Origin of the sequence: Actinospica acidithermotolerans, from assembly GCF_018139625.1 — a bacterium.
Taxonomy (GTDB): Bacteria; Actinomycetota; Actinomycetes; order Streptomycetales; family Catenulisporaceae; genus Actinospica; species Actinospica acidithermotolerans.
In genome coordinates this window covers 1-12,782 of record NZ_JAGSOH010000165.1, presented here as the reverse complement: position 1 = coordinate 12,782, position 12,782 = coordinate 1, and the positions used below count along the sequence as shown (strand labels likewise).

Annotated in this window: 11 protein-coding genes; 2 read left to right on the top strand and 9 right to left on the bottom strand. The window is 70.4% G+C overall.

What is annotated here, in order from left to right; translation table 11 throughout:
* Nucleotides 1-63 precede the first annotated feature (63 nt).
* From KDK95_RS31650 to KDK95_RS31625, 6 genes are all read right to left on the bottom strand, one after another.
* Entirely contained in the window at nucleotides 64-633 is a 570-nt protein-coding gene (locus KDK95_RS31650) for a TetR/AcrR family transcriptional regulator (RefSeq protein ID WP_212522022.1), read from the bottom strand.
* Nucleotides 634-991: 358 nt separating this feature from the next.
* Nucleotides 992-1,756 (bottom strand): ABC transporter permease, encoded by a 765-nt coding sequence (locus KDK95_RS31645; protein ID WP_212522021.1) that lies wholly within the window; start codon nucleotides 1,754-1,756, stop codon nucleotides 992-994.
* Nucleotides 1,753-2,694 carry an ABC transporter ATP-binding protein gene (locus tag KDK95_RS31640; RefSeq protein WP_212522020.1) on the bottom strand — a complete coding sequence of 314 codons (942 nt, stop codon included), beginning with the start codon at nucleotides 2,692-2,694 and terminating at the stop codon, nucleotides 1,753-1,755. Before KDK95_RS31640 ends, KDK95_RS31645 begins: the two co-directional genes overlap by 4 nt.
* Nucleotides 2,695-3,069: 375 nt before the next feature.
* Complete coding sequence (locus tag KDK95_RS31635; RefSeq protein WP_212522019.1) at nucleotides 3,070-5,157, bottom strand: FtsX-like permease family protein; 2,088 nt, start codon at nucleotides 5,155-5,157, stop codon at nucleotides 3,070-3,072.
* On the bottom strand, nucleotides 5,150-5,854 hold the full coding sequence (locus KDK95_RS31630) for an ABC transporter ATP-binding protein (RefSeq protein WP_212522018.1): 705 nt from the start codon (nucleotides 5,852-5,854) through the stop codon (nucleotides 5,150-5,152). Before KDK95_RS31630 ends, KDK95_RS31635 begins: the two co-directional genes overlap by 8 nt.
* Nucleotides 5,851-6,231, bottom strand: a complete 381-nt coding sequence (locus KDK95_RS31625) for a DUF4333 domain-containing protein (RefSeq protein ID WP_212522017.1) — start codon at nucleotides 6,229-6,231, stop codon at nucleotides 5,851-5,853. The genes KDK95_RS31630 and KDK95_RS31625 overlap by 4 nt, the downstream gene beginning before the upstream one ends.
* A 129-nt stretch (nucleotides 6,232-6,360) precedes the next feature.
* Between KDK95_RS31625 and KDK95_RS31620 the strand changes: the two genes are divergently transcribed.
* Both KDK95_RS31620 and KDK95_RS31615 read left to right on the top strand, forming a co-directional pair.
* Nucleotides 6,361-7,644: a sensor histidine kinase gene (locus tag KDK95_RS31620; protein ID WP_212522016.1), complete on the top strand. Its 1,284-nt coding sequence runs from the start codon at nucleotides 6,361-6,363 to the stop codon at nucleotides 7,642-7,644.
* Between the two features lie 94 nt (nucleotides 7,645-7,738).
* Nucleotides 7,739-8,374 carry a response regulator gene (locus KDK95_RS31615; RefSeq protein ID WP_372463418.1) on the top strand — a complete coding sequence of 212 codons (636 nt, stop codon included), beginning with the start codon at nucleotides 7,739-7,741 and terminating at the stop codon, nucleotides 8,372-8,374.
* Between the two features lie 59 nt (nucleotides 8,375-8,433).
* Here the strand turns inward: KDK95_RS31615 and KDK95_RS31610 are convergent, their stop codons facing one another.
* From KDK95_RS31610 to KDK95_RS31600, 3 genes are all read right to left on the bottom strand, one after another.
* Nucleotides 8,434-10,932 carry an arabinofuranosidase catalytic domain-containing protein gene (locus KDK95_RS31610; protein ID WP_212522014.1) on the bottom strand — a complete coding sequence of 833 codons (2,499 nt, stop codon included), beginning with the start codon at nucleotides 10,930-10,932 and terminating at the stop codon, nucleotides 8,434-8,436.
* A 946-nt stretch (nucleotides 10,933-11,878) separates the two neighbouring features.
* On the bottom strand, nucleotides 11,879-12,286 hold the full coding sequence (locus KDK95_RS31605) for a hypothetical protein (RefSeq protein ID WP_212522013.1): 408 nt from the start codon (nucleotides 12,284-12,286) through the stop codon (nucleotides 11,879-11,881).
* A gap of 45 nt (nucleotides 12,287-12,331) precedes the next feature.
* Nucleotides 12,332-12,598: an integrase core domain-containing protein gene (locus KDK95_RS31600; RefSeq protein ID WP_212522012.1), complete on the bottom strand. Its 267-nt coding sequence runs from the start codon at nucleotides 12,596-12,598 to the stop codon at nucleotides 12,332-12,334.
* Nucleotides 12,599-12,782 lie beyond the last annotated feature (184 nt).

Here is a 12,782-nt window from a genome sequence, read left to right as displayed (position 1 = left end):
GGACGACGGGGAACTCACTTCGCGGACTTGAGTAACGCCGTGACAGCCATGAGCGCAGGGATCTCAGGCCCACGCAGCGGCGAGGCGATCGGCGTGGGCGCGCAGGTCGCGGAATGACGGCGGACTGCCGCCGCTGATCACGATGAGGACGATCGGGCCGCAGAGTTCGGCTGCGGCGAGCCGGTCCTGCGGCATTCCCGGAAAGTGTCGACGGACGTGTTCGAGTGCCGCGCGGGCCGGTCCGGCGAGCAGTTCCGCCTTGTCGAAGAGGCCGGCGACTTCAGCGTCGTGCTGCGCCTCGCCGAGCAGGGCCCGATAGGCGGCGCCGGCTGCGGAGGTCGTGAGGAACTGGACCAGCGCGACCAGGAAGTCGGTGATCGTCCGCACAGGGTCCTGATGGGCGGTGACGGTGAGCACCGTGCGTGCGTCATCCGCACAAGCCTCGATCAGGATGTGTGCCTTGGTCGGCCACCAGCGGTAGACGGTCTGCCTGCCCACTCCGGCGCGCTCCGCGATCCCCTTCATGGTCATCGCCGAGTAGCCGGTCTCCACGAGCATGTCCTCCACCGCATGCAGAACCGCGAGCCGCGCCGTCTCGCTGCGCGGGCGTCCCGGGGTGGCGGTTCTGGTCATTCCATCAGCATATCGGGCCCATGCGGCACCGTTCCGGTCTTGATCACGGCGAAGAACGACCTGGCCAGCCCGAGGTGGGCGAGCGAAGGTGGGCCGAGGGAGTTCCCCGGCGGCGGTCCGGTGCATCGTGGGACTTTGGACCCCCTCCTGCTGCGTGCGTGGGACGGGTCATGCTGAAACCTGTGACAGACGGAGGGAGGTGCCGTCGCTGATCAACGCCGGTCTCGAGGCGAACGAACGGGCGAAGTACTATCTCAGCCTGCTGCAGGCGGCACGGAACCGGGCCCGGCAGGAAGGAACGCCGTGTCCGGCAGGGAGCGGGGATCGCGCTCCGTGAGCCCGGTTCCGCATCCGCTTCCTACGACCGCGGCTCCCAACTGAAGTAGCGGGCGGCGATGAGCAGTCCGGCGAGTCCCCAGCCGGCGACGACCAGCACATCGCTCCAGGCGAAGGAGGTCCCGAGGAACGCGGCTTGGAAACCGTCGCCGAAGTGCTTGACCGGGAAGATCCTCGCCACCCAGACGATCCAGGCGGGCGCGTTGTCGCCGAGCGGAATGAAGATCCCGGAGAGAAACAGCAGGGGCATGATCGCCGCGTTGACGATGGGCGCCGCCGCATCGAAGTTGGGGATCGCCGCGGTGATCGCGAAGCCGAGAGCGCAGAAGCTCGTCGCGCCGATGACCAGCATCAGCAGAAAACGCAGCAGCGTCGCTCCGCCGGGGATGTCGGCCTGGTAGGCCGCGCGGCCGAACGCGGCGGTGATCACGACCAGCAGCACGGCGACGAACACCGCGTGCAGGACCCTGGCCCCGAAATAGACGCCGGCGGGCAGCGGGGTGCCGTCGGTGCGTTTGAGGACCCCGGCATCGCGGCTGAATGTCATGCTGATCGCGGTGTTCGTGAAGCACGCGGTGATCACCGCGAACGCGCCCATGCTCGCGACATAGTACGTCGACTGATGGACCGGCCGGCCGCCGATCACCACGGTGCCGTGGCCGAGCAGAGCAGTGAAGATCACCAGGAACATCAGCGGGAAGGCGAAGGTGAAGAAGGCCGAGGCGGGATTACGCCAGAACATCTTGTTGACGTAACCGACCTGCCTCAACGTGGCACCGATGCTCATCGCGCCGCACCTTCTCCGGGTCCGCTCGCTGTCGGGTCGGTCAGGCTCAGGTAGACGTCCTCCAGCGACGGCCGGACGATCTGCAGGCCCTCCAGTTCGACGCCGCGGTCGATCGCCCAGCCGGTCAGCCGGTGCAGGGCCGCGGTCAGGTCGTCCGGCGCGAACTCGAGGAACCCGTCCGCCGCGGGTGCCGCGGCGAAGCCCTCCGGCGCCGCGACGCCCCCCGGAAGCCGGCAGCGCACCCGGGGCCTGACCCGGTCCCGGCCGGCCAGGCTGTCCGGGGTGCCCTCGGCCACGATCCGCCCGGCGGAGATCACCGCGACCCGGTCGGCGAGCTGCTGGGCCTCGTCCATGTAGTGCGTGGTCAGCAGCACGGTCTTGCCCAGGGCGGCGAGGTCTCTGACGATCTGCCAGGCCTCGTGCCGGGCGGAGGGGTCGAAGCCGGTGGTCGGCTCGTCGAGGAAGAGCAGTTCCGGGTCCCCGGCCAGGGCCACAGCCACGTCCAGGCGACGCTGCTGCCCGCCGGACAGCTTGACCACCCGGCTGTTCCGCTTGGCGGACAGGCCGACCAGATCGATCACCTCGTCGGCCGGGCGCGGGTGCGGGTAATAGCCCGCGTACATCCGCACGGTCTCCGCCACGGTCAGATAGCGGTCGACGCCCGTGGACTGCAGCACGATGCCGATCAGCGGCTTCAGCCTGGCCCGATCGCGGCCCGGGTCGAGGCCGAACACGGAGACCTCTCCCCCGTCGCGTCGGCGATAGCCCTCGAGGATCTCCACGGTGGTGGTCTTTCCGGCCCCGTTCGGGCCGAGCAGCGCGAACACCTCGCCGCGGGCCACGCTCAGATCGATCCCGGCCACCGCCGCGACGCCCTCGTAGCTCTTGGACAGCGCGCGCACGCTGATGGCCTCAATGGTCCGCGAAGGGCTTTCCATAGCCGGGACCTCCCGGATTGCCGGCGTCGATCCAATCATGGCCCGGTGCCGAGATCGTCCCGTAGGCGCGCCGGGCGTTGCCCTCGGTGCTCGTCCTCCATACGAGCGCGATCGGGTGGTCTGCGGAAGGCCGCTCTACCGCTAGGAAGACGGCGACGGCGGTCGGTGCGGCAGACGTCGACCCGAAGGGGTGCGCAGGTCGACGGGCTCGATTTCGCGGTGGCGCCCAGCGCGTCGCAGGAGCCGACGCGCGGCGGCGGGTGGTTGTCCGGTGCGGGTGATGAACGGGTGCGTCATGGTGATCGCCTCCGGACAGCGTCTCGAGTGGCCGATGGAACAACCGGCTTTCAGTCTGGCCGCCGCCCGGCGCCGTGGTCAGGACCGTTCGGCCTTGCCTGCGCGGGCCTTTCGGCCCTCGCGGCGGGCCCGGCCCCGGCGAGATGCGCGGCGGCCGGGATCCGCGGTGACGGTGCGTAGCAGGGGTCTGCTCAGCCCGAGCGCCAGAAGCATCCCGGCGGAGCCCAGCAGGACGCAGCCGGCCAGGAGCAGGGCCGTGCCGCGGTCGACACTCGTGTGCAGGGCGGCGTTGAGCCTGAGCCCCGCGTACACGCCGATCAGCGTCGATGTTCCCGCCATGACCGTCAGGGGGATGGCTGTTTCGCTCAGACGCGCCCGATCGATGATGCCGAGCGGGGTGCCGGACAGGCGCAGCAGGCGGTAGACGCCGCGGCGGTCGAGCACCGTGGCCGCCGCGGTCAGCCCGGCGGAGGCGATCGCGATGACGAAGCTCAGCACGAGCACGGCGATCGAGATGCTGGACAGGTCCCTGATGCTCTGGGCATCGTCCCAGCCGAGATACGCGCCCGCGGTCGGGTATCCGGTCGGGGTCAGGCCGGTCAGCGCGGTCACCGCGCGGTCGAGCTGTCCCGCCGCCGCGGACGTTTGGACGTCGAGCACGGTCTGGTCGTCATCGACGTAGAGCAGCTGGTCCTGGTCGTTCAGGGTCACCGCGGCGTGCACCCCGGCGGCTTCGAGGCGCTGTTCGGCCCGGGCGACCAGCGCGGTCGCGCTCGCCCGGGGGACCGCGAGCGCGATCTCGGACGCGCTGGAGTTCTGTCCGGTCCCGCCGAGCTGCGCAATGCTGAAGAAGCCCGCGACGAGCCCCGCGAGAGCGAGCCCGTTGACGGTCCGCCATGCTGCGCGCGGATCGTCGGCGAGTCGCCGTCCAGCGAGCAGCAGGACGGGGCCGCGCGCGAGGCGGCACAGCAGGCGTCCGAGCCGGTCCACGGCCCAGGGGCCGACGATGCCGAGTGCGAGGAAGACGAGCACCACCAGGGCGAGCAGTCCGACCCGGTCCAGCCTGCCGGACTGTTGCGCGAGGGCGCCCGCGGCGAGGATCAGCAGGAAGGCGATCGCCCGGCCGCGGCGCGTGCCACGCGCGTCCTGGCGGCGCGCGGCGGCGAGCGGTGCGACGACGACCTGGCGCAGCGCGCTGACGGCGCTGGCCACCGTGAGCAGCGTGACCGCGGCCGGCACGGCCAGAGCCCAGGGGACACCTACCCAGAGGTCTGAGATGAACCAGGTGCCGCCGCCGACCCGGTAGCTTCCCAGCAGCGGCAGCAGCGCCGCGTACGCCGCCGCCCCGATGAGCGCGCCGATCAGGCCGGTCGCGGCGGACTGGACGGATGCGAGACCTAGAATCTGACGGGGCGTGGCCCCGGCCAGGCGCAACCCGGCGAGCTGCTGTTCGCGGCGGGCCGCGCCGAGTCGGCCGGACGCGGCGGCGAGCACCGTGATCGGAACGATGAGCAGCGCTCCGGCCAGCAGGAAGGCCCAGCTGACGTTGGTACTCAGCGTGCCGGAGGCGGTCGTGGCGTACCCGGCGATGCCCACGGCGGTGGGCGACTGGTCCTGTGTGCTGCCGCGTCGCGCGGTCATCTCGGGATCGGCCGCGGCCCGGCCGATCACCGCGATCAGCGCGTCCGGGCTGCTCAGTCCGGCTTTGCCGAGCGTGCCCGGGCGGGCGGCGCGCGGGAAGCGGCCGGCCAGCGACGCGGCGGGGAGCCGGTGGATGAGCGCGGCCAGGGCGGGCGAGTAGTAGACCTGGCCGGGGCGCGGGAACCCGGTCAGGCCCGGCGGCGCGGCCGTGGCGGCCTTGCCCGGCAGCTGGGCGAGCTCGACGACGGTGACCGGTCTGCCGCCGTCGACGTACATCGTGGTGGCGGCCTGTAACGCGGTCGGCTCCGCGGAGGCGGCCGGGGTGAGCCAGCCGGCCCGGTCCGCGCGCTGCCAGGAGCCGAGGCCGAAGCCGAGCAGGGACAGCAGAACCAGGGCGCTGACGGCGGCGGCGGTGATCGCGAGCAGTTGGTTCTGCATGCCGCGCCGACCGCCGAGCCTCGTCAGCCGCCACGCCAGCGGCAGGACCGCGCGCGCCGATCCTCGGGGAGGCGAAACGTCAGGCATGTGCGGTCACCTGCCCGGCCCGCAGCTCGTACTGCTCGACGATCAGGCCGTCCCGGACCTGCAGCAGCCGGTCGCAGTGCGCGGCGATGTCCGGGTCGTGCGTGACCAGGACGAGGGCCGCGCCGTGCTCCCGGGTCACGCGGGTGAGCAGCGAGACGACCTCCTCCCCGGTGGCCTGGTCGAGCGCGCCGGTGGGCTCGTCGGCGAAGACCACGTCCGGCCGCACGGCCAGGGCGCGGGCGATGGCGACGCGTTGGGCCTGACCGCCGGACAGCTGCCCCGGTCGGCGGCCTTCGAGCCCGTCGAGGCCGAGCGGTGGGAACCACGCGCGGGCCCGGGCGACCGCCTGCCTGCGCGGGAGACCGCCGAGCATCATCGGCAGCGCGACGTTCTCTTCCGCCGGAAGCTCGGGCAGCAGCTGCCCGGCCTGGAACACGAAGCCGAAGCGGGTGCGGCGCAGAGCGCTGAGCCGGTTCTCGCCGAGGTCGTCGATGCGCGAGCCGGCGAGCCGCACCTCGCCCTCGTCCGGACGTATGATCCCGGCCAGCACGTGCAGCAGCGTCGACTTGCCCGAACCGGACGGGCCCATGATCGCGAGCCGGTCGGCCGCCGCCACAGCGGCGTCCACACCGGCCAGGGCCCGCATCGACCCGTACCTCTTGACCAGCCCGGACCCCGTCAGAATCGGTTCGCTCATCGGTCGAAACTCCAGGTCACCGAGCCGGTCGAGACCGCCGTGACGTGGACCGGGATCGTGATCTGACCGCCTGAGGCACGCGAGCCGAGGCAGTCGATCGACGCACCGACCCGCGCCGGCAGCCCGCCCGGGCAGGTGACCGTGCTCAGTTTCTCGCCGACCCACGGCAGCGGGTGGTACCTGCTCAGTATGCGACCGGCGACGACCCTCCCGTCGAGGGCCGTGGCGCCGTCCACGTGCACGGTGCTGAACCGGTCGAGCGGCGTGGCGGACTCGGTGCCGTCGAACACATACGTGGCCACGAGACCGGTCGCGACCGCGGCGAGCACGACGCCCGCGCCGATCGCGGTGCGCTTCGGGGTGAGGATCCTGTTCATGTTCTTCATCGTCCGGGCCGCCGGGAGCCGGCCGCCTCGGCCGAACGGCCACGATCCTTGCCACGCCGACGGCCCGGTCTCGACCGTTCGGCCGATCTGCCGGGCCCGGGTTCCGCGTACCGTGTGGGCATGCGAACAGCCGACCCACTCGCCTCGACGCCACCGGGCACGGTCCCGTTCGGCCTGTTCGGACGGGTCATGCGCGGGCTTGGCATCGCGTTGCTCCTCGCGGCGCTCGCCCTCGACCTGCACTCCGTGCCGGACTGGCACGCGGTCGACGGTCCGGCGACCGCGCTCGTGTCGACGGCAGCCGTCTGCGCACTCCTGTGGCCCGCACGGCTGCGGCCGGCGTCGCTGACCCCTGCCCTGCGCGCGGCGATCCCGGCGTTGCTCACGATCGCGATCAACGTGGCGCTGCGGGCCAGCGGCTCCCCCGTCGGATTCGCCGAACGGCCCGGCCTGCTCGCCGCCCTGCTGTGCCTGCTCATCGTGGCCCTCCGCGGCTGCGCGAACCCCTGGCACGCCGCCGCATGCGTCGCAGCCCTCTGCGGAGCACTCGCCAGCATTCCGCTGACCGCCGACGACCTCGGGAGCAGCGACCAGGCCGGCTCGCTGACCGTGCTGACGCTGCTCGCCTCCGGATTCGTCGGGCTCGGCGCGTTCCTGCGCAGCTCGGACACCCGCCACCGCGCGGCGGTGCGGCAGGTGCAGCTCGGCGAGCGGCTGGCGATCGCCGCCGACCTGCACGACTTCGTCGCCCACCACGTCACCGGCATCCTCGTGCAGACCCAGGTGGCCCGGCTGATGGCCACGGCCGACGCACCGCGCCTCGACCCCGTGCTGGCCGACGTCGAACAGGCGGCCGGAGAGGCGCTCGCCTCCATGCGCCGCCTCGTCGGAGTCCTGCGAACCGGCGACGACGAGGACGACGGGCAGCGCCCCGCGCCCGCCGCCGAACTGCGCCCCACCGGAGACCTGGCACAACTCACCCGAACGGTCGACACGTTCAGCCGGGTGGGCCCGCGCGCGATCCTCCGCCGGGACCCGGCGGTGACCGAGGATCTGCCGCACGTCATCCAGTCCGCGGCATTCCGCATCGTGCAGGAGTCGCTGACCAACGTCCGCAGGCACGCCGCTGACACCACCGAGGTCCTCGTCGAACTCGACGTCGCCGACGGCGCGCTCGAGGTCCGGGTGACCGACGACGGCGGTGGCTCGACCCCCTCCCCCGCCGCGCTGCGCGGCGGCGGCTTCGGACTGATCGGCCTGCGCGAACGCGTCACCGCGCTCGGCGGTGAGATCATGACGGGACCGGCGGAACACGGCTGGCGGGTACGGGCCAGGCTTCCCCTGGACCGCCCCGGACAGCACCGCACGAAGAAGACGGGAACCGGAAAACCCTTCGATGCCTGAGCACAATTCGGCCGCCGCCGGCCGGCAGCCCGCCCCACGGCCGCCCCGCAAGCCCGACCGGCAGATCAGCGTCCTGATCGCCGACGACCAGCCGATGGTGCGCACCGGCTTCCGGTTCTTCCTCGACGCCCAGCCCGACATCACCGTCGTGGCCGAGGCCGAGGACGGCGAACAGGCTGTCGAACTCGCCCGCCGGCTCAGGCCGGACGTTTGCCTGCTCGACATCCGCATGCCGAAGCTCGATGGCCTCGAAGCCACCCGCCTGCTCGCCGGACCCCGAGTCGCCGACCCCCTGCGCGTGGTCGTCGTCACGACCTTCGACCTCGACGAGTACGTCTACGGCGCCCTGCGCGGCGGCGCCTGCGGCTTCCTGCTCAAGGACGCCGGAGCGACCCTTCTCGCCGAAGCGGTGCGTGCGGCCGCGGCAGGCGACGTACTCGTCTCCCCGTCCGTCACCGTGCGCCTGCTCAAGCACCTCACCGAAGCGCACCCCGGGCAGCAACCCGCGGACGCGGCCCGCCCGTCCGCCGCCGAACCGCTGACCGAACGCGAACTCGACGTCGTCCGCCTCGTCGCGCAAGGACGCACCAACGCCGAGATCGCCGCGGGCCTGCACGTCTCGCTCTCCACGGTCAAAACCCATCTGAACAGCGTTCAGCTCAAACTCGGCGCCAGAAACCGCGTCGAAATCGCCGCCTGGGCCTGGCAGAACGGCCACGGCACGGCATAGCCCCACTTCACCCCGCCACCTCCATGTCCAGTGGCGGGGCCAGTCGGCGCGGAACTTTGTCAGGGCTGAACGACGCTGAACGCTTGCGACGCGGTGCCGTCACACGTGTTCTGGTCGAACTTGGCGCCGCTACTCGTGGAGGGGGCGGCGACGCACAGGCCCGAGTTGTCGGGGCTGAAGGAGTAGTAACCGGAATACTGCAGGGTTCCGGAGAACAGGGCGTTGGTGTTGCCGGTGCCGCCGTAGTTCCAGATCTGGAGCGTGTCGCCGGGAGCGGTCGCGCCGACACCCCCGGTGATGTTCCAGCTCTCACCTTCCGACTGGGCGTTGTCGTTGAGGACCTCGTAGTAGCCGCTCACCGAGGTCGGCACGAACTGCCACAGCTGATTGGTCGCGCCGGTGCAGGCCAGTTCCTGCACCGCGGTGCCGTTCGCGGCCGAGCTTCCGGCGGCGCTCGCGCACAGACCGGAGGCCTCGTTGACCACCTCGTACCATGCCGAGGTGTTGATGCCCGAGTTCGGCACGAGGCTGAACGACTGGGCGGTCGAACCGTTGCAGTTCGCCTGGTCGAGCTGGGCTCCGCTGCTCGTGGACGGAACCGACAGACAGAGGCTCGAGTTGTCCGGGCTGAAGGTGTAGTAGCCCGAGGAGCCGGCGGTGGCCGAGAACAAGGCGTTCGTGTTGCCGGTGCCGCCGTAGTTCCAGATCTGGAGCGTGTCGCCGGGGGCGGTGGCGCCGACGCCGCCGGTGATATTCCAGGTCTCGTCCTCGGATTGGGCGTTGTCGTTGACCACGTCGTAGTAGCCGCTGACGGAGGTCGGCACGAACTTCCAGAGCTGACTCGCCGCGCCCGTACAGGGCTGCTGCACGACAGCGGTGCCGTTCGCGGTCGAGCCCCCGGAAGCGGTCGCGCACAGGCCGGAGCTCTGATTGACGACCTCGAACCAGGACGACGTGACGCCGGTCGGAGCGAAGTCCATGGAGTGCACGTTCCAGCCGCCGTTGTCCTCGTCCAGGACCAGGGTCTGCGTTCCGGCGGGCAGGGTGAGGTCGGCGGTCACCGTCGTCCAGGTCTGCCAGCCGCCCGTCGGAGGGATGCTGATGTCGCCGGACAGGTTCGTGCCCGCGAGATTCGCGACGTGTAAGGCATCGGATACGCCGTTGGGGGACGCCACGCGCAGGCTCACCTTGTACGTGCCGGCACCTGCCGAGTTGACGGTGTACCTGAAGGACTGTCCGCTGCCCGTCCAGCCGAGGTCGTACCCGCCGCCCGTGCCGGTCGCGTCGGTGGTGTCGCTGGTCGCCTCGAGGTCGACCCCGTCGGAGCGGTAGCCGTCGGCGGTGCCGTTGACCGAGCTGACGTTGTAGGCCACGCCCTGCCCGCCTGTGTCGTAGTTGGCGGCGTGCACGGTACCGGGCACCTCGGCGGGGGTGCCTCCGTAGGCTGCCTCGTTCGCGGGGGTCTGACTGTAGCCCGCGGCGACGATGTTCGCCTGCACCGCGCTCTGCGTGGCCTGCGACGGGAATCCGGCCACGTCGGCGGCCTCGTAGAACTGTCCGGTGCCGAGGCTCGTGTTGTCGCCGCCGGTGCCGAGCTCGATGGAGCTCTGGATCTTCATCGGGTCATAGCCGCTCGGCAGCGCGCCGGAGTACGTCTGCGTCAGACCGCCCGACTGGCCGTTGCCGTATTGCAGGGTCATGTTGGTCGAGCCGTTGTTCTCCTCCCACGCGGACAGGAACGTGGCGTTCTCGCTCGGGTACGCGGTGGGATTCGCGCCCGTGTTGCTGAAGTACATGCCGTTCTCGATGTCCGCGCCCACCCACGGACCGGGGCCCGTGCAGTTGCCCGTCCAGCAGTCGGTGCCGTAGTAGATCGCATTCATGGTCGCGTTGCCGTCGTCCGAGTCGTTGGACTCGCCCTGGCCGAAGTCGAAGCAGCAACTGCTGTCGGTCAGATTGGAGGAGGTGAGCATGTAGAGCCCGTCGGCCTGGGAACCGGTGGGCAGGTTCTTCGGGGAGTTGTCGCGATATCCGGTACCGAACTTGTCGAACTCGATCCCGTACGCGGGCCGGCCGCCGACGTACACCGGCAGCGCCTCGGCGGGTGCGCCGATGTCCGCGCCGTTCGGGCCGGGCCCCGCGTTTCCGCCGCTGCACCCCGAACAGGAGGTTCCGGGCGAGATCGGCATGTCGTTGGCGTTGGAGGTCTGGTCGTACAGTTCGGTGATCGTGCACGACGTGCCGGCGCAGAACGAGTTCTCCGGCGCCACGTTCACGACCCCGCCGGCCGCTTCGAGGCCGACGTTGAGATAGGTCGAGTCAGAGGCGCGCTGGACCTGGTAGAGCGGCCCGTCGTAGGCCGCGAACAGCGCTCGGGTGGTGCTGTAGGCCGCCTCGCACGGGGTACCGCCCGAGGCGTAGATGTCGCAAGGCTCGGACGTGGACGCGGCGCGCGCGGGCGCGGGCGCGGCGGTGACCGCGAGGGCGGCGAGCGACGCCACGAGCATGAAGGCGGCGGCCAGCCGTGCCCACCGCCATGTGGGTGCTATCGAGAACATGTGCCAGCTTCCGTTTCGTGGGTTGCGGCGATGCCGAAGTCAGACTTCGCGGCCGTCCGGCAGCGAACAGCACAGCCGCGATTGATGTGCATGTTCGCAACCCTCTACAGGCGAGGGCAGCCGAGGGTGGGTGACCGGAGGGAATGTCTAGAACTCAAGATGCGTCCTCAGCAGCGGTTTCGCTTCTTCTCCCCTATGCACTGAAACGAAGCTGCGGAGACCGCGTGGCCTCTGCAACTCACAGACTCAGGGACACGGTACATCCGATTTCGTATGTCGACCTGATTTCAGCCGGTTCCGGAAGTTCCGCAACTTCGAAGCCGAAGTTCCGGAACCTTAAGGCTCGAAGTTCGGAACTCGTCACGCTGATGCACTTTCACCGGACAACGGGCAGTCGCTCGATCAGCACCACCTCCAGCCACGATGCCTGACGCTGGAAACGGATCGGCGGGCGCTGCGCGCCGTCGGAATCCAGCCGGAGGACGGCGCCGCGGCCCCGGGACACCACCAGGAGGCAAGAGCCGCGGCACCGAATCCCGTCCCGGGGCCGAGCACACGGCACGGACCCGGGACGGGCCACCCGGGATGGGGACCCGGAAAGGCCGCCGGCCCAAGGAATACGACCACGCCTTCTCGCCGTACCCGCCCATCGGGGCAGGCACGGCATAGGCACGTTGCCGATCCTTGGTCGGCGCCTGACGTAGAACGCTAATGCGGGTGCCAGTCCGCCCGCATCCGTCAAACGACCGATTCCACCGGCTTCCGCGCGGCGCCGCCACACTTCTGCAGGCGCGGAATCCGATCACGGCGCCTACGGGCGGTAGGCGGACCCCGACCACGGCCCGGACCGTGCGGACGGGGCCACTTCTTCACGATGCGCGGCCGCGCGGTGCGTGACTTCGTGCTCGGCGAACGATTTGACTTGGCGACATGCCGGGCTTGAGTCTTAGTTAAGGTCTCTTACATTAGGCTTGCCGTCCATGAGCAGAGCCGCATGGATCGTCGCAAGCACCACGGCCGCTGTCGTCGTCGCCGGGGTTTCGGGGGTCACGCTTGCCGAGGCGAGCCCGCCGAGCACAACGAACATCAGCAGCACCCAAAACCCCGGCGCGAGCCCGGCGTCCTCGTCCGCCGACGGATCCTCGTCCGCGTCCTCGTCCGCCGCCGCGCGCGCGGCCTCGAGCCCGATCTCATCCTCGGCCGCCCGGACTTCGAGTCCGGACATCACGGGGACCACCGCGCCGGCGGCCTCCGCGATCAGCCTGTCGGGCTGGGCCGGGCTGATTCTTCCGATCAGCAACTCGGGCACGCTCTCCGGCAACGACGCCAAGGTACTGAGCTCGGCCGAGCTCATCTCGCCGTGGCTGTGGAGTGACCCCCGGGACATAGACACCGGGTTTCATGCGGCTATGGATATGAGTGTAGCAGTACCGTCAGGGCGCTGAGCCTGGCGGCGGTGCTGCTCGTAGTTGGCGGGTGGGAGCATCCCGGCTCGGCGGTGCCTGCGTCGGTGGTTGTAGAACGCGATCCAGCGGAAGGTCTCGCGGCGGGCCTCGGCCTCGTCGGCGAAGCGGCCGCGTTCGGTCATGGTGACGGTCTCTCTTTTGTAGGCCGCGAACAGGCTTTCCGCGGCGGCGTTATCAAAACACGAACCTACTCGGCCCATGCTTCTGCGTATGCCCTGGCCTGCGCAGTAGTCCGCGACGAGACGGGAGGTGTATTCCTTGGGTTCAAGGGGTCGTTGCAACACCGGTTGCTGATACCGAGTATAGTTGTTCTTCGAAGACTTCGGCCGGGGTTCGCCAGCCGAGGATCTTGCGGGGCCGATTGTTGATCGCCAGGGCGACAGC